Consider the following 22901-nt stretch of genomic DNA (forward strand, 5'->3'; position numbering starts at 1 on the left):
TTAACTTGTGTTGAGTATTTGAATGGGCACGAGCGAGACGCTCGCGTTAGCTGGAGAGTTTATACAACTGTTGGCGTTTGATAAACCTTCTACTTCGTGCGTTTCATTTTAGGAGGATTTTGTCTCGTATCAAAAACATCGGCAATTTTTATAAATCCGTTTTCTTGGTCAATTGAATAAATTAGTTTGTATTTCTTGAAAACTAAGTAGCGGTATTGAATTGCTCTATCCTTTAAAAATTCTTCCTCTTGTCCGATAAAAGGTGCTTTTAATAATTTATTTGGTTCGTTGATTATTTCTTTAACGAGTTTCGAAGCAACTCTTGAACTTACTTTCATTTCGTAATATTCATAGATTTCATCAAGTTGCGTTTCAGCAAATGCAGACCAAATAATTTTATAAGCCATTATTCATATTTGGCTAAAAGTTCGGTACTGCTTTTATATCTGTTATTTTGAAAATCAGATTCTGATTGGTCAATTCGATTATTCAATTCTTCTTTTGTCATTGTCTCAACTATCCGTTCGTCTGAATTGTTTTTTTCGTTTCTCAATATTTTTTCGAGTTTAGAAATCGCATCTTCACTTTCAAGTTTTAGAAATTCTTGTACAAATTCTATTTTTCGAGCTTCTATGTTCATTTTGATTTGCATTTTATCAAAGATACTAAATTATCAAATTCAGTCGATGTTTTTCTTCGCTCTCCGATTGTCTCTAATTGTTAGCTGTATTCCTATGTATTCAGTTTAAAGATATTGCGAAGTCAGGGACATTTGCACAGCAGTTGCAAATTTCGCATAGCTGCTTAATACAGCAATTCAAAAAATACGTTTACTTTTACATTTATTTACTCGAAATAAACGTAAAACTTTAAGTTGCTTTTGAAACTCATCCCGGTATTATGAAAGAAAAAATTTATCTAGGATTAAGCATTGTGCTTCTATTTGCTATATTTTTTGCCATAGCATCAGGCGATGTAGTTGTTGGTGTTTTAGACAGTACACTTTCTTTTGAGTGGATTTTGTTATTGGTTTTTACTTTGATTTTACCACTTTTAAATGCTGCGGAAATAATAAGTAATAGAGATTCTTGGAATGTGCTTTATTGGATTGGGTTGCTTTTAAATGTAGTTGCAATTATTTTTGTGATGCGGTTTTTTAAGATTGAAATGCTGTATTAATTTTATGATGCAATTCGCGCTTCGACGGTTTCTGACGTCGCAGCTTTATTGTGTGTTATTTCTTTATTTATGTTAAAATAATTGTTGAGTCGGGGATATTCTCAAACCTAGTAACTTATAATGATACTGCATCTTCGAATATTGTAAAAAATTAAACGTTATAATTTTGCAAACACATTTCCTCCTGGATGTCCATTTCCTGTTTCCATTGTAATAAAATAAAAATTTCCTTTAAATGTTGGATGACATAAATGCTTATCTAAAAGCATATGAATTTTATCTATTATTTCAACAATCCAGTTCCATTCGATATTAAAGTTTACTTCACTTTCGATTTTTAATGGGTTGTGCGAGTGTAAGTATCCATTGCAGTAATCATATGCTTTACATAATTCGTCAACTGTCAAGTGTCCGATTTTTCTATTTATAAATTCGTCCGGCTGATTTTGAGTTTTAATAATTTCAATTGATTGCGGATAAAAGTTTGGATTAACTTTCTCCAATTTTTTAATAATGTCTCTTATTCGCCAATCATTTTCTGGACTATTTGATATGTCACGGTAATCATTTTCGTTAATAAGCATTGGCGCTTTAATAATAATTTCCAAAATCTTTCTTAATTGAAAGAATATAACCTCATAATTCACGATTAAATATCTAGCGTTTATTGTTCCGTCGTGTAAAGCTATAATGACTTCTTCTCTTTTACGGATTTCACTCATTAATTGTATATATTTTGTAAGAGTGTTATCTATATTGTTTGTTGATGAAATGTGTGTCATAAAAAGTTTTTCAATTTATTGTAAAAGATATTTTTCTTCTCAAAATCTTGTCGTGGTCTGAGATTTGGAAAACTAATATCGTATCCATACTTAAACATAGTCGTTTAAGTATGAAGATGTAATTTAACCCATATCAAATATATAAGAATTTATTCAACTTCTTTAAGATAAAATAGCATAGCTATATTTTATCAATAATATCCCAAAACATAAAAGAACCCAATATATTTTATCATAGCCCTGACAGGAGGGAACATCCTCCTGATTTTTCATCAGGAGATGTGGAAGGATGGCAGGAACATGGATTCTGAAAATGCCCAAGCGATGTGCTCCAAATCATTATTCTACTTACTAAACCTATTAACTTCATAAGATTCACAATTTTCCTAAAAGGATTCATAAAGTTGTAATATATTTGCAGTTATCAATGTCTAACTCACAATAAAAACTATAGTAAAATGAGCATTATTATAAAAATTCATGCCCGACAAATTTTTGATTCAAGAGGAAATCCAACGATTGAGGTGGATGTTATTACTCAAAACGGCGTTTTAGGTCGTGCGGCAGTGCCAAGTGGTGCTTCGACGGGCGAACACGAAGCGGTGGAATTGAGAGACGGCGGAAAAGCGTTTATGGGTAAAGGAGTTTTGAAAGCTGTGGAACACGTAAATCACCGTATTGCCGAGGAATTGTTGGGAACTTCTGTTTTTGAGCAAAACTTGATCGATAAGATTATGATTGATCTTGATGCGACGCCAAACAAATCTAACTTGGGTGCGAACGCTATTTTAGGTGTTTCGTTAGCGGTTGCAAAAGCGGCTGCAAATGAGTTGGGATTGCCATTGTACCGCTATATTGGCGGTGTTTCGGCGAATACGCTTCCGGTTCCGATGATGAACATTATTAACGGTGGAAGTCATTCTGATGCTCCAATTGCGTTTCAAGAATTTATGATTATGCCTGTGAAAGCGAAAACTTTTACTGAAGCAATGCAAATGGGAACTGAAATTTTTCACCATTTGAAAAAAGAATTGCACGATAGAGGTTTGAGTACTTCGGTAGGTGATGAAGGTGGTTTTGCACCAAATCTTGCTGGTGGAACGGAAGATGCAATTGAAACGATTCAGAAAGCGGTTGAAAAAGCGGGTTATAGATTTGGAGACGAAATTATGATTGCTTTGGATTGTGCGGCTTCGGAATTTTATGTAAACGGAAGTTACGATTATAAAAAGTTTGAAGGCGAAAACGGAAAAATCCGTTCGTCTAAAGAACAAGCTGAATATTTAGCGGCATTATGTGCCAAATATCCTATTATTTCTGTTGAAGACGGAATGCATGAGGAAGACTGGGACGGATGGGAATATTTGACAAATTTAATTGGCGATAAAGTACAAGTTGTTGGTGATGATTTATTTGTGACCAATGTAAACCGATTGAAAACTGGAATTGACAGAGGAATTGCAAATTCGATTTTAGTGAAAGTAAACCAAATTGGTACGTTAACTGAAACGATTGCTGCTGTAAATATGGCTCATAATGCTGGATATACTTCTGTAATGTCACACCGTTCTGGAGAAACTGAAGACACAACAATTGCTGATTTAGCTGTGGCGTTGAATTGTGGTCAGATTAAGACAGGTTCGGCTTCGCGTTCTGATAGAATAGCAAAATACAATCAATTGTTGAGAATTGAGGAAGAATTAGGCGATACGGCTTATTTTCCTGGTGTGAATGCTTTTAAGATGAAATAAGATTTCACACAAATTAAACAAATTTTCACGGATTATATAAATTACCCTTTTGAAGTTTTGAACTTTGAAAGGGTTTTTTTTATGTTGCAAAGAAGCTCCATTAATAAGTATAAGTTCGACACGGATTACATTAATTTTCACTTATTTTATATTGTAGTCGTTTTAAAGTTTTTATCTCGCAAAGCCGCGAAGACGCAAAGTGATAGAGGTTTTTCTTTGTAACTGCTTTTCTTTCCGAGAATATTTAATTGAGTTTTTAAATACGAATTTCACGAATTTTAATTATAACACTCTTCTATACTTTTAAAATTTGAAAGGTATTTTGATGTCGTAATCTTGACAGAATTCTGGAGTCAAGGACCAAAGTTTAGGTGCTTTTTCCTTTGCGACTTTGCGTCTTTGCGAGACCCATCTTAAATGATTATTGCGAGAACATTTTCTTCAAATTCTAACTCAAAACCATCAAATACTCATTTACTCCTAATTAACTGAAGCAAAATACTATTTTTGTTTGCATCTAATACCTTATCATGAGTAGAATGAGAAATTTTAGTATCGTTATTGTTTTGTTCTTTTTTGCGAATGTCTTTTCGCAAGAGAAGGTGGTGGATAGTTTGCAAAATGTCTTGAAAAACAGCAAAGACGATATTCAAACGGCAACGGTTTTGAATCAATTGGCTTCTGCTTACCAAGATTTCGATCCGAAAATGTTAAAGGAAAATGCAGAAAAGGCTTTGGTACTTTCACGTAAAATTGATTTTGCTTCCGCCGAAGGAACAGCATTGTTGAGTCTTGGAAATGCAGGAATTATCTCTGGAAATTATGCAGAAGCTTTAGTGAATTTTCAAAATGCCCAAATTGTGTTTGAAAAGGAATTGCAAGGAAAACCGTCCAATCATTTAGAATTAAAAAACGGATTGGCGCGTGCTTACGGAAGTATGGGAATTGTTTTCTCTGAACAAAATAGTTATGCGAAAGCGTTGCAAAATCATTTGAAAGCAATAAAACTATACGAAGAAACGGGTCAAGAACTTAAAGTGGCTCAAGTTTCTAATAATATTGGTGTGGTCTATCAATCGCAAAACCAAGAATTCAAAGCGTTGGATTATTTCTTGAAATGTTTTAAAATTCAAGAGAAAAATAAATTGTCGAGTGGAATTACGGCGACGAATATTGGAAAGATTTATTTAAAACAAAAGAATTATCCGGAGGCATTGAAGTATTTCCAATTGGCTCAAACACGATTTGAACAATTTCCTGATGCTAGAGGTTTGGGGGAGTTGTTGACGCATTTTGGAAGATACTATCAATTGCAAAATAAGAATGTCGAAGCGATTTCTTCTTTTGAAAAAGCTTTAATCGAATTTAAAACTATTGATGATAAATTCGGTTCTTCAGATACGTATTATTATTTGGGTCAATTTTACTTACAACAAAAGGAATATCAAAAAGCACTTGAAAATACCCGGAAATCATTGGCTTATGCCAAAGAATTAGATTTGTTAGAGTCAGTTCAAAACTCTGAATTGTCCTTGAGTGCTATTTATGAGAAAATGGGGCAGACGAATGAATCGTTGAAACATTTGAAATTATACGGGATTGCGAAAGACAGTTTACAAAATCGAGAAAACATCCGCCAAATGGTGCAAGCGGAAATGAATTTTGAATTCGACAAAAAAGAGTCGCTGTTGCAAAAAGAACAAGAGAAAAAAGAAATTGTATATGAAGAAGAAATCAAGCGCCATCAGATGCAAATTTTATTTAGTATTCTATTTGTCATCTTGATTTTTGGAATTGTATTTCTAATCTACAACCGTATGCAATTGAAGAAAACGCTTACTCTTCAAAAAGAATTGGCCGAATACGAACAAAAAGCCTTGCATTTGCAAATGAACCCACACTTTGTGTTCAATTGTTTGGGTTCGATTTCGAGCTTTATTGTTCAGAATGGAACGGATTCGGCGATAAAATACTTGGCAAAGTTTTCAAAACTCATGCGATTGACTTTAGAATATTCAAAAGAAGCCCTGATTCCGATTGACAAAGAAATTGAAAGTTTGCAGAATTATCTCGAATTAGAACAATTGCGTTTCAATCAAGTTTTTGATTTTACGATAACTAAAAGTGCGGATATTGAAGATGATCTGGCTTTGCCACCGTTATTGTTACAGCCTTTTGTAGAAAATGCGATTATTCACGGATTGATTCCGAAACAAGAAAAAGGACAAATTGATATTTCATTTGAATTGGAAGGCGAAAATCTACTTTGCACAATCAGTGACAACGGTGTTGGTTTGGAAGCATCCCAAAAACTAAAAGAGCAATCGGTTTCGATTCATAAATCAATGGCGTTGGACATTACCAAAAAGCGATTGGAAATGATGGAGACTTCGACTCAAAAGAAATCATTTGTGACGATTGAAGAAATTGTAGATGATGGAGTAGTGAAAGGAACAAAAGTAGTGTTGCATTTGCCGGTTCAATATTTAGAGCGGTTGTAGGTTTTGAGAAACTTGTTTGAAATTAGGATTGAAAGATAGAAGGACGAAAAGATAGAAATATTTTAGAGATGATAAAAGTACTATTGATAGACGACGATGCGAATTTGCGACAAGGAATGAAAGCCTTGTTAGAACGATACGCTTCGGATATTGAAATAATTGGTGAAGCAGATAGTGTAAAAACCGGGACAATCGCAATGGAGAAATTACAACCCCAAGTGGTTTTTCTGGATATCCAACTGAACGACGGAACCGGTTTTGACATTTTAGAACGAGTGACTAAAAGTCAGGGTAAATTGAGTTCACATATTGTATTTATTACCGCTCACGAACAATATGCCATTAAAGCATTTCGATTTAGTGCGTTGGATTTCTTGTTGAAACCTGTTGACCCGGAGGAATTGCAGAAAGTAGTAGAGAAAATCAAAGCCGTTTTAAATCAGAAGGAAAACTTTGAACACATCGATTTGCTTTTGGAAAACATCAGAAAGAAAGTGGATAATTTTAAAAGAATTGCACTTTCCACAAGCGACGGAATTCATTTATTTGAAATCAGCGATATTATTCGTTGTGAAAGTGAGGATAATTACACGAAGTTTTATATTAAAAATCACAAGCCGATTTTGATTTCAAAAACACTGAAAGAATACGAAGAGTTATTGGCAGAACATGGTTTTGAACGGATTCACCAGTCGCATTTGATTAATCTCGCCTACTTGAAATCGTATATTAAAAAAGACGGCGGTTATGTGATTATGAGTGACAATAGTAATTTGCCGATTGCGCAGCGAAAAAGAGAAAGGTTACAGGAGCTGTTGAAGAATTTGTAACGAATTCTAAATCAAACGGGTTGGATACTCATTGAGTAATTAAAAATTGAAAACACAATATTAAATTTATAAAAAATAAATATCATGAAAAAACTACTACTCTTTTTTCTATTTGTATCAAGTGTAATTTATGCACAGCCACCAATTGCACAAGTAAGTTATTATTTTTATTCATGTGATAACGTTGGTGATAGTTTTGCCGTTTTTGATGTTACAGCTTATGATGAAATGATATTAAACGGATTAAATCCAAATGAATACACGATTTCTTATCATACTAGTTTGGAAGGTGCTCAAACTAAAAGTGAAGTTGCCTTAAATCCTACTTCATTCGTTTCATCAACGTTTACTTCTATTTATATTCGAGTAGAGCAAAATAGCATCCCATCAAATTACGCTGTGAACAGTTATTCTTTTGTGATTAATCAACAACCTACTATTGGCCAGCCTTTAGGTTTAATAATCTATGAAAATCCTTCGGATGGTTTGGCAACATTCGATTTAACCTCTAATCAAGCAACTTTTTTAAACAGCAATTCGCTTAGTAATGTTACTGTAGATTATTATTTAACTAGGGAGAATGCAGAAAACCAAGTCGACGTAATTGCCAATCCACAAACTTTCACAGGTGCTGATTTACAAAATATTTTTGTAAGGGTTCATTACAATACTACAGGTTGCTATGTTATTAAGAGCTTTAAATTGTATGTGAAAACGGAAGATTACATTGTGAATTTTCCAGATGCTATCTTAAAAGCTAAGTTACTTTCGTCCAGTACAACCTCAAATATTGCATCAATTGTTAATCCAAATAGTACATCAACTCCAAATGTTTATTCCAAAATTGATTTGAATAACGATGGTGAAATTCAATTTTCAGAAGTACAGTCTATTATTTATTTACGCCTTAACAATTCAGGGATTACAAACCTTACCGGATTGGAAGCTTTTGTGAATTTAAGATATTTTACTTGTAGTAATAATCCAATTTCTACGATTGATTTAAGCAGCTTTCCACATCTTATCACAGCAGTAGCGGAAAACACAAGTACAACAACGTTGAATGTGAATAATTGTTTTAATTTGGAAGATTTAAATTGTTCTTATGGGCAACTTACGAATGTTGATTTAACCACGTGTTTGAACTTGCGTTATTTAAGTCTTGCACACCAACAACTTTCGAGTTTGAATCTTAACGAAAATAACAGGATTAAATATGCTAATGTCACTTTTAATGCACTTACAACTTTTACTTTGCAAGATAACAATATTCGAACATTGGAGATAGGATTCAACAATCTGACCGCATTAAATTTGATTAATCTCCCTTTTTTGTATCGTATTAAAGCGCAGAACAACGCGCTAACAAACGTTGATTTAAGTTCTGTAGCCTTTCAACGCGAACCTAACAATTTGTCTCCCTCTAATGTTTTAGATATTGGCTTAAATAATAATAGTAACTTACTTCAAATCAATCTAAAAAACAATTATAAAAATACAAATAGTTCTTTCTTTTCTGGTAGTTTAGCGAATAGTCCACAGATTATATGTATTGATGCTAATGATATATATTCTTATTTCGATACTACTTCAGGTTCAGTATCTAATACTTTTTGTTCCTATACGCCAGGTAATTTTAATACATTGACTGGAGTAGTTAAATTCGATAGTAATGCAGACGGCTGTAATGCTGAAGATCAATCCGTGAATTTTTTATCATTCAATATGATTGTAAACGGTATAGATACTAACGAAAAAGTGTTTTCAAATACTACAGGCAATTATTCAACAACTTTTGATGAATTAGGAACTTATACGCTGCTACCAAATCTTGAAATTCCAAATTATTTCAGCGTTGCTCCAAATCCCGCGGTTATAACTATTACTCAAATTGACAACACAACCACCATCCAAAACTTCTGCATCACTCCAAACGGCATTCATCCCGACTTAGAAGTAGTTTTAGTTCCAATTGTGCCTGCACGACCTGGCTTTGATGCGGTTTACAAAATCGTCTACAAAAACAAGGGAAATCAAACCGTAAACGGAATCGTGTTTTTTGATTTTAATTATGCCTATATGGATTTTGTAAGTGCAGTTCCTGCCGCAAATAATGGTTCGTTTGGTTATTATGGATTTAATTTTACCAATTTAGCACCATTTGAAACCCGTTCTATTTTAGTCACGTTGAATATCAATGCACCAACAGAAACGAACGGAGTGAATATTGGAGATGTTTTGGAGCTGAGTGCTAGTGTAATCTTAAATTCTGGTTCAACATCTGAAACTGAAACAGATGATAATTTATTTACGTTAAATCAAATCGTTGTTGGTTCCTTCGACCCAAATGACATCACTTGTTTACAAGGAAATGCACTTCCTTTAAATGCTATTGGAAAATACCTCCATTACAACATTCGCTTTGAAAATACCGGAACCGCTCCAGCAGAAAATATAGTTGTAAAAAATCAAATCGACTTGTCGCAATACGATATTCAGTCGCTTCAAGTGCTCGAAAGTTCGCATCCTGTAGTTGTGAAAGTGACAGGTAATATTGCAGAGTTCATTTTCCAAGGAATTGATTTAGACACAGGCGGTCACGGAAATATTTTGTTGAAATTGAAATCAAATGCGACACTTCCTGCTGATTTAGTGATCAATAGTGCAAATATTTTCTTCGACTATAATTTTCCAATAGTTACGAATGAAGAACAAACTATTTTTGCTGATTTATCAAAAAATGATTTCAATAGAGACATTTCGATTCAAGTGTATCCAAATCCTGCAGAAAGCGAAGTATTCATTAAAGCAGAACACACAATCAACTCCATTCAATTGTTTGATGCTCAAGGAAGAATATTGCAAACCAAAATGTCCAATAAGAACTCAGAATCAGTAGATTTGTCCAGTTATTCTTCTGGGATTTATTTCATAACTGTTGCAACATCATTTGGTCAACAAACACAAAAAGTGATTAAAAAATAATAGTTAAGTTAGTTTTTTTGTTAATAGAGAAATCCACAACTTTCGAGTTGTGGATTTGGTTTTTAAGGTGAAATTTCCACAAATCTCTTTTATAAAATAATTAACTGTTGTCAAGTACAATTTTCTTTTTAGTTCGTGTTAATTTTCATAGATTTGTTAAATTAAAATTTTTCACCGAATAACAATAGATAAACACATGTCAAAAATAGCAACATTAGAATTAGAAGGTAAGAAATACGAGTTTCCAGTTATTGAAGGAAGTGAGCATGAAGTAGCCATTGATATTAGTAAATTAAGAGATTTAAGTGGTGCAATCACGATGGATCCAGGATATAAAAATTCAGGAGTTTGTAAAAGCGATATTACCTTTTTAGATGGTGAAGAAGGAATTTTACGTTACAGAGGATATTCAATTGAAGAATTAGCAGATAAAGGAAATTTCCTTGAAGTATCCTACTTAGTAATTTTTGGTGAATTGCCAACGGCAGACCAACTTGCTAAATTTGAAAAAGACATTCACAAACATACATTGGTCAATGAAGAAATGAAAACCATTGTAGAAGGTTTTCCAAGAACCGCTCACCCAATGGGCGTTTTATCTTGTTTGACAAGTGCATTAACCGCTTTTAATCCAAAAGTAGTCAATGTAGAAAATGAAAAAGAAATGTACGACGCAGTTTGTAAAACAATGGGTAAATTCATGGTTTTGGCAACTTGGACGTACAGAAGAACAGCTGGTTTCCCATTAAATTATTACGACAATACAAAAGGATACGTTGAGAATTTCTTGCATTTAATGTTTGAATTGCCAACAAGTCCGTACAAAGCGAATCCAATTGTAATTGACGCTTTAGATAAATTATTTATTCTTCATGCAGATCACGAACAAAACTGTTCTACATCAACAGTAAGAATGGTAGGTTCTTCTCACGCTGGATTGTTTGCTTCTATTTCTGCAGGTGTTTCTGCACTTTGGGGACCACTTCACGGTGGAGCAAATCAAGCCGTTTTAGAGATGCTTGAAGCAATTCAAAAAGACGGTGGAGACGCGGATAAATATATGGCTAAAGCCAAAGACAAAGACGATCCATTCCGTTTGATGGGCTTTGGACACCGAGTGTACAAAAACTTCGATCCAAGAGCTAGAATCATCAAAAAAGCAGCGGATGAAGTGTTAAGAGAATTGGGTGTGGATGATCCAATTTTGCAAATCGCTAAACGACTGGAAGAAGCAGCTTTAGTAGACGATTACTTCGTGTCAAGAAAATTATATCCAAACGTAGATTTCTATTCTGGAATTATTTACAGAGCCTTAGGAATTCCTACAGATATGTTTACGGTATTGTTCGCGATCGGACGTTTACCAGGATGGATTGCACAATGGAAAGAAATGCGTGTTAACAAAGAACCAATTGGAAGACCACGTCAAGTGTACACAGGTTATCCATTACGGTCTTTCGTAGACATGGACAAAAGATAATACTTACTTTTTTTATAAAGAAAGCCTTTCGAAAGAGAGGCTTTTTTTTTGGATAAATTAGAAATGCAGATCTTTTACTGTAAAAATTTTATTGATTAGGGTTGTGATTCGTGTATAGAATTCTAAACCATTAAAATAGTAAGAAAATTTAGATGTTATGAATCTTAATTCCTGAATGGTTCAGAAAATTGCAATTATTTTAGTGTAGTTGAATTTTGAGGATCACGTACTTTATTTAACAGTATTAAGCAAACAAAAGTAGCAAAGGTAAAGGGCTTTTTCTATATTTGTCATTCGCATAAAACAAAATGATATGTTACAATTAAATGTAAAAAATGAAACCTCGAGATTAAAAGCAGTTGTACTGGGAAGTGCTGTTAATAACGGACCAACGCCAACTGCCGATGAAGCGTACGATCCAAAGTCGCTTGAACACGTTTTAGCGGGAACGTATCCGATTGAAGCAGATATGGTCGCTGAAATGGAAGCGTTTAATCAAGTTTTTCAAAAATACGATGTGAAAGTATACCGACCAGAAATGATCGAGGAGTACAACCAGATTTTTACCCGAGACATCGGATTTGTGATTGATGATGTGTTTATAAAAGCAAATATTCTGCCGGAACGCGACCGCGAATTGGATGCAATCAATTATGTAATTGATCAAATAGATCCTGCAAAAGTCGTTCGCCCGCCTGAAGAAGTGCATATTGAAGGTGGTGATGTCATGTTGTGGAACGACTACATTTTCATCGGAACCTACAAAGGAAGCGATTATAAACATTACAAAACGGCTCGAACGAATAAAGAAGGAGTGGAGTTCATTAAGAATTTGTTTCCAAACAAAATTGTAAAAGAATTCGACCTTGTGAAATCTAAAATAGAAGCCAGAGACAATGCATTACACCTTGATTGCTGCTTTCAGCCCGTTGGAAAAGACAAAGGAATCATTTACAAAAGCGGATTTCGTGAAGAAGCAGATTACATGTATTTAGTCCAATTATTTGGTAAAGAAAATCTATTTCACATCTCCCGCGATGAAATGTACCACATGAATTCTAATGTATTTTCAATCGCAGAAGACGTCGTGGTTTCCGAGAAAAACTTCACACGTTTAAACAATTGGCTACGAGAAAACGGATTTACCGTAGAAGAAATCCCGTATGCTGAGATTTCAAAACAGGAGGGATTGTTACGTTGTTCAACATTACCGCTAATTAGAGAATAGAGGAAGTTCTAGGTTCTAGGTTTTGTATTAAGTTTGTGGAAACAGGAATGTTTTATAACGATGCGTAATTTTAATACAGTCGCAAACTTAATATTTGTAGCAAGATTGTAAATTTCAATTTTAAAGAAATATGAAAAGTTACAAAGATTTAGACGTTTATAATTTAGGCTTAGAATTATTCTATTTATCACACGCTTGTACTTTAAAATTACCAAAGTATGAAATGTATGAACTTGGAAGTCAGCTCAGAAGGTCAGCGGATTCTGTAACAACTAATATTGTGGAAGGCTATGGAAGAAAAAGGTACAAAGCTGATTTTATTAAATTTCTTACGTATTCTTGGGCAAGCTGCCTAGAGTCGGTTTTTCACATCGAAAAAATAGCACAACTGTATCCCGAAGTTATCGAAGATCCGAATGTATTAATAAGTCGTTACAACGAATTAAGCGCAAAAATTTTTAACTTTATAAAATATGTAGAAGAAAATTGGAAAACGTAACTTCCAATTTTTTAACCTACAACCTATAACTTACAACATACAACAAAAAATCATGAGACAAACAACAAACTCCATACTAATGATTCGTCCGGTAGCATTCCGAATGAACGAACAAACAGCAGTAAATAATTATTACCAAAAAGTACTGGACGGACTTTTGCCAGCAACTGTAAATGCGAAAGCACAAGAAGAATTCGACACGTTTGTTGAAAAATTACGAAGCGTCGGAGTTGATGTAACGGTGGTCAATGATACTTTAGATCCCGACACGCCGGATTCTATTTTTCCGAACAACTGGATTTCTTTTCACCAAAATGCAGAAGTAGTTTTGTACCCCATGTTTGCTGAAAACCGTCGGGTAGAACGTCGGGAGGATATTTTAGAAATTCTAGAAGAAAAGGGTTTTAAAATCGACTCAATTAACGATTATACAGAAGCGGAAGAAGACGGATTTTTCTTAGAAGGAACAGGAAGTTTACTTTTAGACCGTAAGAATCAGAAAGCGTATTGTGCGTTGTCGCCAAGAGCGGATGAAGAATTATTCATTGAATTCTGTGAAGATTATGATTTGGCACCCGTTATTTTTGAAGCATTTCAAACCGTAAATGGCGAACGTAAATTGATTTACCACACCAATGTGATCATGTGCTTGGGCGAAACTTTTGCAGTAATTTGTGCAGATTGCATCGACGATAAGAAAGAACGCAAAATGGTTTTGGACAACCTCAAAGAAGACGGTAAAGAAGTAATTTTAATTACCGAAGATCAGGTGAATAATTTTGCCGGAAACATGCTTGAGGTCAAAGGTGCAGATGACAAACGTTATTTGGTAATGAGTACGTCGGCACATCAAAGTTTGACGCCAAAGCAAATCAAGCAGTTAGAAAAACACGCTGAGATACTAAGTTCAAGTTTAGATACAATCGAAGCTTGTGGCGGTGGAAGTGCACGATGCATGATGGCAGAGATCTTTTTGCCAAAGAAAGAAGACTAAATTCCAACACTAGATTGCTCACATTCTAAAGGAAATTCAAAATCATAAAAACCCAAATTCCAATAATAGCATGTTGGGATTTGGGTTTCTCTTTGATCTATACTCTACAATCTATAATCTTTACTCTATACTCTTTTTTCTATTTTCTATAATCTATCCTCTTCATTCTATGCTCTTCATTCTAAAAGTCTTTCTAACCTCTTTCCCTACTTCTTCGGATTGCCAATATTTTTAATCATTCCAGCGAATAAAAAATAGTGAAAAGGCAACATGGCATACCAATACAACCTTCCAAAAATTCCTTTTGGGCGGAAAGTAGCAATTTGATGCAACACATTATCGTCGTCAATGCGGAATTCCAGCCACGCTTCGCCAGGCAATCGCATTTCAGCAAAAAGCAGTAACCGTCGCTCTTTTGGATCAGCCAAAAGGACACGCCAAAAATCCAAAGCATCGCCGTTATCCAAATGGGTAGGATGTGTTCTTCCGCGTCGCAAGCCAACACCGCCAAACATTTTGTCCATTAAGCCACGGGTTTTCCAAAGCCAGTTTCCGTAGTACCATCCACTTTCGCCACCAATAGCGAAAATACGTGCCAAGGTTCCTTCAGGATCAGTAACTTTAAGCGACTTCTCGTCTTTGACACAACCGTACTTCGGAATTTCAATGTACGACTTTAAATCATCGCCAAACCGACTGCTTGAAATGCTGTCTTTCCAAGATGAAATAACTAAATTTTGTTCTATTTTTTTAAAAGCAAGGTTGATGGATTCTACATAACTAATTGGCGTCAAGCCCAAAATTTCTTTTTGCAAACGCTGGTCTTTGCAAACCACTTCCATACTCATGGAGTCTACTAAATTGACGGCCAACTTATAAGAAGTAGACGTAACGAAGTACAACCAATAGGAGGAAAGCTTGGGCGACATAATGGGCAACGTATAAATAGACAATTTGATCTTTCGCACTTCCGCATATTTGAGCAGCATTTCCTTATACGTCATCACATCAGAACCACCAATGTCAAACGACTGTTTGTAGCATTCTTCTCGTCCAATAACGCCCAAAAGACATTTCATAACATCTCGAATAGCAATAGGTTGCGACTTAGTTAGCACCCATTTTGGTGTGACCATAACCGGCAATTTCTCACACAAATCCCGAATGATTTCAAAAGACGAACTTCCTGATCCTACAATAATAGCAGCTCGAAGTGCGGTCAATGCAAACGGGCCTTCGTATAAAATCTGCTCCACATCACTTCGCGATTGCAAGTGTTTAGAAAGTTTATCTTCATTGACAATTCCCGTCAGATAAACAACTTGCTTTACGCCAATAGTTTTCATGTAGGTATTGAAATTCTTAGCCGCTTTCGCCTCCATAACATCAAAGTCCTCCGTCGAGGCACTCATGGAATGAATTAAATAATAAGCGGTATCAAAGTCGGAAGGAAGATTTTCAAGCGCTACTTCATCAAGGAAATCGACTTCCCAAATTTTGACTTTAGCCAAAGTAGTTTCGTCAAGACCCAAACGGTTTTTATTTCGAACGCAACATGTCACTTCATGCCCTTCTTGGAGTAATTCAGGAAGCAGACGCTTGCCCACATAACCATTGGCACCCGTTAATAATATTTTCATAAGCTTTATTTAAAGGACTTGTTGCATAAAATTAGTTTGTACGATACTCACAACCGCACTGACGATGTATTGAATTCCAATCGCAATTACGATAAAACCCACAATTCTTGAAATGGCAACAATCCCGGATGAACCTAAAATTTTAGCCAAATAATGCGCACTTTTCAATATCAAAAAAATACTCAGTGCGACCGTTAAAATAGCCAAACTTCCAATGATAATTTCATGCGTTTGTTGGTGGTCTTGGTAAAAAGCAATCAATAAAGAAATCGATCCCGGTCCAGCCAACATCGGAATAGCAAGTGGCGTTAACGCAATATCATTTCTTTTTTGAACTTCACTGGTCACTTTTTTATTGATGCCTCGCTTCTTACTAAATTGGCCGGAAAGCAATGAAAAACCAGAACTTACGATGATTAATCCACCGCCTATTCGCAATGCATCAATACTAATTCCAAAAAAATCAAGGACATATTGGCCCACAAAGAACGAGATGATTAAAATCAAAAATACGTTGATCGCCGTCCAAAGCGATATACGAGAACGTTCCTTTTTATCGTCGTCTTGGGTAAGTCCTACGAAAATAGGAACGGTACCAATGGGGTTGATAACTGAAAAAAGTGCGGCGAAAATGTAGATAAATAATTCCATTGTTTTAGGGCAAAAATAGTTTGAGCAGGAGCGATAAAGGTAAAGTTAGCGATAATAAATTGTTTTTTTTGCCACTCATTTGAAATTGTAGAGAAATTTAGCTTTTGTTGGACAAGCGTTGCAACTATTTACGTTGGTAAAAAAATCCCAAATCAAGTCTTAAATTACAAGCTAAACTGTATTTTTACACCGAATTAGTTATTTCACTTTTGTTTCAAGTGGTATAATTAGGCTAACTATTAAAAAAGAGACTATGAAAAATAAAAAAACCTTAGTAATGGGTGCTTCCGAAAATCCAGAACGCTATTCAAATAGGGCAATTTTAAAATTGCTTTCAAAAGACCAATCGGTTGTCGCACTTGGTCAGCGAGTGGGCGAAGTATCAGGTATAAAAATCCAGGCAAAGCAAGTGCCGTTTACCAACATTCACACGGTTACTTTATACTTGAATCCATCGCGTCAAAAGGAGTATTACAACTACATCATCGGTTTGCAACCCAAACGCGTTATTTTCAACCCCGGAACGGAGAATCCCGAGTTTTATCAGTTGTTGAAATCAAATAACATCGAAGTAGAAGTAGCTTGTACATTAGTCTTGTTAGGTACAAATCAGTACTAGTATTTGCGTAGCAAGTCCTAAGGCCGTTAGTTAACATAAAAAACGGGATTCATTTTCATCGAAAATGAATCCCGTTTTTTTAGTATATTCTTCTCGTAGACGGACAACCGACGACAGTCAGCCCACAACCTTTTTCGCTTATTTATATTTCAAATTCAAACTAATTATATTCGAATTCAAATCCGTACTCCGACTGTAATGACCGTATCTGAGTTCTAACGTGTTGAGGTTTTTGACCCCAAAAACACCATGTAACGGCGTCCACTTCACACCCGCTCCAAAGAAGTTACTGCTGAATGTAGAAAGATCATAGTTACTTGTGTAAAATTCGGAAGCTTCCGTATGGGCTTCGTAACCTTTAAAGTACTTGGTTCCCTGCTGGTTGTAATACCGATAAAACGGACTTACAGATAGAAAAGGAGACAGTTTAACCGGTACTTCAAAATCCAATGTATGTGCGGTAAGGTTCCAGTTGTCGGTATAATAACGGTAATACGCTCGTAAAATAATGTTGTCGCCCAGGAAATAACTACCACGAACCGATACCGGAATTTTAAAACGACTGTTGGGTAAATTTTCTTGATGAACTGATCCATCTGTAAAATAAACACGGTGAAAAGGCAAACTCAAATAACCGTTTTGTTGCACCAAATCAACCATGAATTGCACTTGAAAATTTTCGGTTACAATTTGGGAATAACCTAAGGAACCCGCAAAAGTATTTCGTGCTTCCGTACCACTTGGTGCATTCGCATCACGCAATTCTATGGGAAGGATCATTTTTACTTGATCCAAATAGGTTTGAAATTTAGCCGTAAACTCTCCGTTTTTATTTTTGGTTTGCTTTGAAAAGCCAACGGTTCCCCCAAACGATTGATAATCGTATTCGAAAGAAGTAGACAAACCAAAAGAAAACGATTGCCCTTTTTCTTCATTTTCTCGTGCATAAGTAACCGACGGATAAACGCGATTATCAGCAGAAGAGGCAGACGAATTTGCTTGCAAGTCAATCATGTCAGAGGAAGCGGAACTGTAATGGTCAATGCCAACCTCTAAATCCCAACTGTGTTTAATGCCCGCTTTGTCAAATTTAATCAGTCGCACGTCCAACGTATTGGAAATATCAGTCAATTTCTCTGTACCAATTCCTCCCGTCACCGACGAATTGTTACCGTCTTGTTGGTAATAACTTGAAACCAAGTTGATTTCATCTATTTTTAACTTTGTGCTTTTATACGTGGTGGAATCGGCAGGTGCGACCTGAGCGGTAAGTTGCATCAAGCCCAGTAAAGCCAATCCGGTGATGAGTATTCGTTTCATTTCCTTTTGAGTCTAATTAATTACAACCGCAACCGCCGCCTGTTTTTCCGCCACTGGCTCCCGAAGCACCCTCGCGGTAGGTTTGAAAACTGTTTTCGGTCTTCTGTATTTTCCGATTGGCCAAAACCATTTCGGAATCGTTTATTTTACTTTTTTGATACGGCTTTACCGCTTCGCAAGACGTAAACGTGCCTCCAAATAAGACGAGTAAAAGACCAATGAAAGTATTTTTTGCGTTGTTTTTCATGTCAAGTGGATGTTTTTAGAAGTATAAATTTTGTTGTGATCGTCAATAATGATGCAATATAAATCAGGCAATTGGTTTACCAGGAATAACCCATTTTCTATTCCCATGACTGCAATTGGTGTTGCCATAGCATCGGCAAATTCGGCATTGGTACTGATCACGGTCACACTTTTAATTCCCATTATGGGCAATCCTGTTTTGGGATCAATGGTGTGCGAATACTTCTTGCCTTTGATGGTAACAAACTTTTCGTAATTTCCAGAAGTAGCAACTGCTTTATTGGAAATTTCCAAGTACGAAAAAGCATTTTTAGGAACATTTGGATTCGCAATACCTATGGTCCATGGCTTCCCATTGGCTTGAGATCCCCAAGCGGTCAAGTCGCCACTGGCATTGATGATGCCGCTTTTCACACCATTTTTAACCAGTAGTTTCTTTGCCATTTCTGCCGCATATCCTTTTCCGATACCCCCAAAACCAATCCGCATGCCCGCTTCTTTTAAGAAAACAGTTGGACCTTTCTCATCCAAAATAATGTTCGTGTAATCGATCAAATGCACCATTTTCAGTGCCGTCGCTGTACTCGGAAGTTGGGTCATGGTTGCATCAAAATTCCAAAGGCTTTTATCGATACTGCCGTACGAGAGGTCAAAAGCACCTTGCGTAATTTTAGAGATGTGCAAACTTCTTTGAATCAATTCAAAAACTTCTCGGTCCACTTTTACAGGCTGAATCCCGGCGTTTTCGTTAATCAAATGCGTTTGGCTTCCCGTCGTATAAGTAGTAAAAAGAGCTTCTATTCGCTGAATTTCAGCTATGGCAATTTCAATATTTTCTTGTGCAAATTCAGGATCTTCACTGACCACAGTTAGTGTGAACAGGTTGCCCATTAACTGCAACGATTTTGAAAACGATTCCATAGTCCTGTTATTTAGTTGCTTGGCAAACCACTTTCAATTCCGCAATCCATTCGTCTACGGAACCTTTTGGTTTGCCTTCCCAAGTTTTAAGTACTTTTCCTTCTGCATTCAGCAATAGCGTGCGCGGAAAGATGCCGTTCGGATTGTACTGTTCGGCTAAGGAAGCGTTTCGTTTAATTTGGGCGGGATCACCTTGGCTTTTTTTCTTTCGTGGAAAATCAGCGTTGACTAAGATCAGGTTTTCAGCAGCAAAAGCAGCAAAAGCCTCGGATTCTAAAAAGTCCTTGCGCAAGCTAATGCAAGGCACACACCAGTCCGAACCTGAAAAGTTGAGCAGGATTAATTCTTTTTTTTCTGATGCCAAAACTTTCGCATGTTCAAAACTAGGTTCCCATTGAATAGGTAAAAGAAATAAAAAGAGAAGTGCTACTGTTTTCATGTTTTTAAGATTTGATTGCTATTGGGCTAACAAATAACGTGCACAAACGGAACTTCAGCATGTTTTTTTCCTTAAGAGTTGCTTAATATACAGTTGATCAGCTGTTGTGTTATAAGCACTACTTTACAAAGTGATTAGAAGCAAGTATAGGACGGCCAAAATCTTTAAAAATACCGCCGATTGCCTGCCGATGAAATCCAAAAAAAATGCACAAAAGAAAAGAGGCAACGGCAAAAAAACCAATACAAATAATTCCGGATGCGAAGCGATAACCAACGATTTAAAACCGTGCTCTAAACTTATATTGGTGGAAATTTATTCGTTTCGTGGCTTTCTTTCACAATCTTATGGATAATCAAGTCGAGTTCTTCCGTAGAGGCGTACAAATGATCTAAGTAATCTTGGCGATCGACCTCGTTGGCATTTTGGTCGTCTTTCAGAAGGTGGTACATCCCTAAAATATTGGCGATGGGTTTGCGTACTTCATGCGAATGCTGCCAAGCAATACTTCGCAAGGCTTGGTTTTGAAGCAAAATGGTGTCTTGGTGTTTTTTCAGTTCAGTAACATCTTGTAAAATCAAATTGACAAATCGTTTTTCATTTGCTACAAACGTGTTCATGCTGACGTGAATCACAACTTCTCGGCCGTCCTTTGCTGCCGCAAACAAATAGGGTTTGATTCCTCGTGAAGTACGTCCGGTGGCCAAATAGTCATGATACATCTTCATCTGGCTGTTTTTTAATTTTTCAGGCATCAAGAATGCAATGGTTTTTCCTAAAACCTCCGCTGCGTTATACCCGAAAACAGATTCAAACTCATCGTTGACAAACGTAATTAGGTTGTCCTCATCTACAATCAACAAGGGATGCGGAATGGCTTCCATCGTTTTGTGCAGTTTCTGTTCACTATCCTGCAACTGCATCTTTCGATGGTGCTCGATACTAATATCCTTAATGATCAAACTGATACCAATAATCACTCCCGCATCGCCATATACGGGATTAATACGCAATAACCACCATGAATCTTCGTAGGTAATTTCTTCAGAAATCGCATTTCCAGCGAGGGCTTCGTGGTACCAACGCTCAAAGTCGGTAAAAAATTCAGGAAGTACATATTCCATCCAGTTGTCTCCTATTTCCGCTTCTTTGCCAAACAGCCCCTTGGTGAGTTCTTTCGCATTCTGATTTAAATATTTAATTACTAGGTCGGTATCCATAAAAGTACTGGCTTCCGAGGTACTGTGGTAAATGGCGCGAAGCATGTATTCTTGTTGGCGAATTTTGAGTTCTGCCAACTTTTTATCATTAATACAGTGCGAATTAAGGGTGACTCCAATACGGTTATTGTCGGAATCGTAAACGGGATTGAAGGTAATTTGAAGCCAATAGGGTTCGTTAATCAAATCTTCTTCTATTTCGAAAGTGGACGAAAAGCCTTCTGTGGCACGGTGGAATCCTTCTTTGAAAATAGACGCGTTTCCTGGCGCTAAATAGGGACGAATATCGGCATCTTGCTTTAGTGTTTTCCCAAGATAATTATGGTAAAACGACATTGCAGTTTTATTGAAATTTAATAGGGTATAGGTGTTGCTAATAAGTAAAATACTATCATTTGTACTGTCAAGAATGGCTTTTAGTTTGCTTTTTGATAACGCAAGTGTGTCCCTGCTTTCATGTTCAGCAGTGCTGTCTCTGAAAAATACGGTGAGGCCTTCTACTGAAGGATAAGCGGTCGTGTAAATCCACTTATTGAGGTGCGGATGGAAGCTTTCAAAAGCGATCATTTGCTTTTTCATACTGGCATCTTGGAGTTGGATTATAAATTCCGCGTCCGGTGTAGTTTGAAAAACGTCCCAAAGCAAGTGCTCTAACGTAGCATCTCTTTTTTGTTCTAAAATGGATTCTGCAACGCGGTTCATGCGTATAAGGTGCCACTGCGTATCGGTTTGATAAAAGCCTTCGGTAATTTCCTCTAAAATGGTTTCAACTTTAGTGGCAAATTTGCGTACTTCTTGACTTGCTGTCTCCGACTCCGTGGTGTCGTGTCCGACACACAAGATACCATTAGGGGCTCCAAACTGATTTTGCAGCAGCGAAAACTCCCAAGAGTTCCAGTAAAAGCGGTCTGCTTCAGGATGTGGTTTCCGTAAATTAACGTGGTGGCTTTGTTCCGGATGAGCGAAGCATTGGTCAACGGTGCTTAAACAACGGGCATGATCGTCTTTAAAAATGGCAAGTAGTGCCGACTTACCAATAAAATCATCGGTCAGTTGCCTGAATCGGCGTTCAAATAGGTCATTGACTGCTAGGTAATTGCCGTTCAGATCAATAATCAATGCAAAATAAGTCTGCGAATGCTGCAGAAAAGTAGGTATCCGCGGAGTGTTGTTGTCGTGCATACGAAATATCAATTTAATACCTGTCAAAAAATGATACCACTCAAATCCATCAGGTGTACGCGAAATAGAATTGTTTGGCTTATAAAATAAAGAAGTACTTGCACCTTTTACTTCAGAAATAAATCGTAGAAGTCTTCCTAATCCAATCTCATAAAGTTATCTTAAAAAACGATACGTTGACTTAAAATTCGGCATAAACTACAACACGAAGTTCAATTTATTCGAATAAGAGCAGTTTATGACGATTTCGTTAAACTAAATGCAACACAAACCTGTTTTTACATCCCGCTTCTGAAGTATTGTTTGTAAGTCTTTCGCAGAGGCAAGGCCAAAATGAACAAAGCCAAAAATAAATGATTAAGCTTCCAACCATAAAAATAAGTTGCTCAAAACCTTAAACCTTAAACTTTACATTCTCCAACAATAAAAACAAG

Annotated in this window: 20 protein-coding genes; 10 read left to right on the forward strand and 10 right to left on the reverse strand. The window is 36.2% G+C overall.

Going from position 1 to position 22901, the window contains the following annotated elements; all coding sequences use genetic code 11:
- Window positions 1–89: 89 nt before the first annotated feature.
- Window positions 90–407, reverse strand: a complete 318-nt coding sequence (locus tag YWA_RS0110060) for a type II toxin-antitoxin system RelE/ParE family toxin (protein WP_022828388.1) — start codon at window positions 405–407, stop codon at window positions 90–92.
- Entirely contained in the window at window positions 407–640 is a 234-nt protein-coding gene (locus YWA_RS0110065) for a hypothetical protein (RefSeq protein WP_026718731.1), read from the reverse strand. Before YWA_RS0110065 ends, YWA_RS0110060 begins: the two co-directional genes overlap by 1 nt.
- Window positions 641–900: 260 nt before the next feature.
- Here YWA_RS0110065 and YWA_RS0110070 point away from each other — a divergent pair, with 260 nt between their 5' ends.
- Entirely contained in the window at window positions 901–1179 is a 279-nt protein-coding gene (locus YWA_RS0110070; RefSeq protein ID WP_022828390.1) for a hypothetical protein, read from the forward strand.
- A gap of 158 nt (window positions 1180–1337) precedes the next feature.
- Here the strand turns inward: YWA_RS0110070 and YWA_RS0110075 are convergent, their stop codons facing one another.
- Entirely contained in the window at window positions 1338–1961 is a 624-nt protein-coding gene (locus YWA_RS0110075) for a hypothetical protein (protein ID WP_022828391.1), read from the reverse strand.
- Window positions 1962–2419: 458 nt separating this feature from the next.
- On the opposite strand from YWA_RS0110075, the gene eno reads away from it, so the two are divergent.
- The 8 genes from eno to ctlX all read left to right on the forward strand — a co-directional run bounded on the left by eno (window position 2420) and on the right by ctlX (window position 14229).
- Complete coding sequence (gene eno / locus YWA_RS0110080; RefSeq protein ID WP_022828392.1) at window positions 2420–3712, forward strand: phosphopyruvate hydratase; 1293 nt, start codon at window positions 2420–2422, stop codon at window positions 3710–3712.
- 530 nt (window positions 3713–4242) lie between these two features.
- Entirely contained in the window at window positions 4243–6213 is a 1971-nt protein-coding gene (locus tag YWA_RS0110085) for a tetratricopeptide repeat protein (protein WP_084683051.1), read from the forward strand.
- 68 nt (window positions 6214–6281) lie between these two features.
- Complete coding sequence (locus YWA_RS0110090) at window positions 6282–7043, forward strand: LytR/AlgR family response regulator transcription factor (RefSeq protein WP_022828394.1); 762 nt, start codon at window positions 6282–6284, stop codon at window positions 7041–7043.
- A gap of 84 nt (window positions 7044–7127) precedes the next feature.
- Window positions 7128–10028 (forward strand): DUF7619 domain-containing protein, encoded by a 2901-nt coding sequence (locus tag YWA_RS0110095; RefSeq protein WP_022828395.1) that lies wholly within the window; start codon window positions 7128–7130, stop codon window positions 10026–10028.
- Between the two features lie 196 nt (window positions 10029–10224).
- A complete protein-coding gene (locus YWA_RS0110100; protein ID WP_022828396.1) occupies window positions 10225–11508 on the forward strand; it encodes a citrate synthase in 1284 nt (427 codons plus the stop codon).
- Window positions 11509–11821: 313 nt separating this feature from the next.
- Window positions 11822–12736, forward strand: a complete 915-nt coding sequence (locus YWA_RS0110105; RefSeq protein ID WP_022828397.1) for a dimethylarginine dimethylaminohydrolase family protein — start codon at window positions 11822–11824, stop codon at window positions 12734–12736.
- A gap of 130 nt (window positions 12737–12866) precedes the next feature.
- Entirely contained in the window at window positions 12867–13235 is a 369-nt protein-coding gene (locus YWA_RS0110110; protein ID WP_022828398.1) for a four helix bundle protein, read from the forward strand.
- A 52-nt stretch (window positions 13236–13287) separates the two neighbouring features.
- Window positions 13288–14229, forward strand: coding sequence for a citrulline utilization hydrolase CtlX (gene ctlX / locus YWA_RS0110115; RefSeq protein WP_022828399.1), 942 nt, complete (start codon window positions 13288–13290; stop codon window positions 14227–14229).
- Window positions 14230–14435: 206 nt separating this feature from the next.
- Here the strand turns inward: ctlX and YWA_RS0110120 are convergent, their stop codons facing one another.
- Together YWA_RS0110120 and YWA_RS0110125 are read right to left on the reverse strand one after the other, a co-directional pair.
- Window positions 14436–15869, reverse strand: a complete 1434-nt coding sequence (locus tag YWA_RS0110120) for an SDR family oxidoreductase (protein ID WP_022828400.1) — start codon at window positions 15867–15869, stop codon at window positions 14436–14438.
- Window positions 15870–15878: 9 nt separating this feature from the next.
- Window positions 15879–16520 carry a MarC family NAAT transporter gene (locus tag YWA_RS0110125; protein ID WP_022828401.1) on the reverse strand — a complete coding sequence of 214 codons (642 nt, stop codon included), beginning with the start codon at window positions 16518–16520 and terminating at the stop codon, window positions 15879–15881.
- A gap of 253 nt (window positions 16521–16773) precedes the next feature.
- Between YWA_RS0110125 and YWA_RS0110130 the strand changes: the two genes are divergently transcribed.
- Window positions 16774–17139: a CoA-binding protein gene (locus YWA_RS0110130; RefSeq protein ID WP_022828402.1), complete on the forward strand. Its 366-nt coding sequence runs from the start codon at window positions 16774–16776 to the stop codon at window positions 17137–17139.
- Between the two features lie 138 nt (window positions 17140–17277).
- On the opposite strand, the gene YWA_RS0110135 is transcribed toward YWA_RS0110130, so the two are convergent.
- The 5 genes from YWA_RS0110135 to YWA_RS0110155 all read right to left on the reverse strand — a co-directional run bounded on the left by YWA_RS0110135 (window position 17278) and on the right by YWA_RS0110155 (window position 22467).
- Window positions 17278–18459, reverse strand: a complete 1182-nt coding sequence (locus YWA_RS0110135) for a DUF3570 domain-containing protein (RefSeq protein WP_022828403.1) — start codon at window positions 18457–18459, stop codon at window positions 17278–17280.
- 16 nt (window positions 18460–18475) lie between these two features.
- Window positions 18476–18706: a DUF4266 domain-containing protein gene (locus YWA_RS0110140; protein WP_022828404.1), complete on the reverse strand. Its 231-nt coding sequence runs from the start codon at window positions 18704–18706 to the stop codon at window positions 18476–18478.
- A complete protein-coding gene (locus YWA_RS0110145) occupies window positions 18703–19626 on the reverse strand; it encodes an FAD:protein FMN transferase (RefSeq protein WP_022828405.1) in 924 nt (307 codons plus the stop codon). Before YWA_RS0110145 ends, YWA_RS0110140 begins: the two co-directional genes overlap by 4 nt.
- A 7-nt stretch (window positions 19627–19633) precedes the next feature.
- On the reverse strand, window positions 19634–20065 hold the full coding sequence (locus tag YWA_RS0110150; RefSeq protein WP_022828406.1) for a thioredoxin family protein: 432 nt from the start codon (window positions 20063–20065) through the stop codon (window positions 19634–19636).
- 299 nt (window positions 20066–20364) lie between these two features.
- Window positions 20365–22467, reverse strand: coding sequence for a PAS domain S-box protein (locus YWA_RS0110155; RefSeq protein ID WP_022828407.1), 2103 nt, complete (start codon window positions 22465–22467; stop codon window positions 20365–20367).
- Window positions 22468–22901: the final 434 nt, after the last annotated feature.

Source organism: Flavobacterium antarcticum DSM 19726 (genome assembly GCF_000419685.1).
In the GTDB taxonomy this organism is placed as follows: Bacteria; Bacteroidota; Bacteroidia; order Flavobacteriales; family Flavobacteriaceae; genus Flavobacterium; species Flavobacterium antarcticum.

Coding starts and splice junctions, on each gene's coding strand:
- YWA_RS0110060 (WP_022828388.1), bottom strand. CDS start 407: ATGGCTTATAAAATTATTTGGTCTGCATTTGCTGAAACGCAACTTGAT.
- YWA_RS0110065 (WP_026718731.1), bottom strand. CDS start 640: ATGAACATAGAAGCTCGAAAAATAGAATTTGTACAAGAATTTCTAAAA.
- YWA_RS0110070 (WP_022828390.1), top strand. CDS start 901: ATGAAAGAAAAAATTTATCTAGGATTAAGCATTGTGCTTCTATTTGCT.
- YWA_RS0110075 (WP_022828391.1), bottom strand. CDS start 1,961: ATGACACACATTTCATCAACAAACAATATAGATAACACTCTTACAAAA.
- eno (WP_022828392.1), top strand. CDS start 2,420: ATGAGCATTATTATAAAAATTCATGCCCGACAAATTTTTGATTCAAGA.
- YWA_RS0110085 (WP_084683051.1), top strand. CDS start 4,243: ATGAGTAGAATGAGAAATTTTAGTATCGTTATTGTTTTGTTCTTTTTT.
- YWA_RS0110090 (WP_022828394.1), top strand. CDS start 6,282: ATGATAAAAGTACTATTGATAGACGACGATGCGAATTTGCGACAAGGA.
- YWA_RS0110095 (WP_022828395.1), top strand. CDS start 7,128: ATGAAAAAACTACTACTCTTTTTTCTATTTGTATCAAGTGTAATTTAT.
- YWA_RS0110100 (WP_022828396.1), top strand. CDS start 10,225: ATGTCAAAAATAGCAACATTAGAATTAGAAGGTAAGAAATACGAGTTT.
- YWA_RS0110105 (WP_022828397.1), top strand. CDS start 11,822: ATGTTACAATTAAATGTAAAAAATGAAACCTCGAGATTAAAAGCAGTT.
- YWA_RS0110110 (WP_022828398.1), top strand. CDS start 12,867: ATGAAAAGTTACAAAGATTTAGACGTTTATAATTTAGGCTTAGAATTA.
- ctlX (WP_022828399.1), top strand. CDS start 13,288: ATGAGACAAACAACAAACTCCATACTAATGATTCGTCCGGTAGCATTC.
- YWA_RS0110120 (WP_022828400.1), bottom strand. CDS start 15,869: ATGAAAATATTATTAACGGGTGCCAATGGTTATGTGGGCAAGCGTCTG.
- YWA_RS0110125 (WP_022828401.1), bottom strand. CDS start 16,520: ATGGAATTATTTATCTACATTTTCGCCGCACTTTTTTCAGTTATCAAC.
- YWA_RS0110130 (WP_022828402.1), top strand. CDS start 16,774: ATGAAAAATAAAAAAACCTTAGTAATGGGTGCTTCCGAAAATCCAGAA.
- YWA_RS0110135 (WP_022828403.1), bottom strand. CDS start 18,459: ATGAAACGAATACTCATCACCGGATTGGCTTTACTGGGCTTGATGCAA.
- YWA_RS0110140 (WP_022828404.1), bottom strand. CDS start 18,706: ATGAAAAACAACGCAAAAAATACTTTCATTGGTCTTTTACTCGTCTTA.
- YWA_RS0110145 (WP_022828405.1), bottom strand. CDS start 19,626: ATGGAATCGTTTTCAAAATCGTTGCAGTTAATGGGCAACCTGTTCACA.
- YWA_RS0110150 (WP_022828406.1), bottom strand. CDS start 20,065: ATGAAAACAGTAGCACTTCTCTTTTTATTTCTTTTACCTATTCAATGG.
- YWA_RS0110155 (WP_022828407.1), bottom strand. CDS start 22,467: ATGCACGACAACAACACTCCGCGGATACCTACTTTTCTGCAGCATTCG.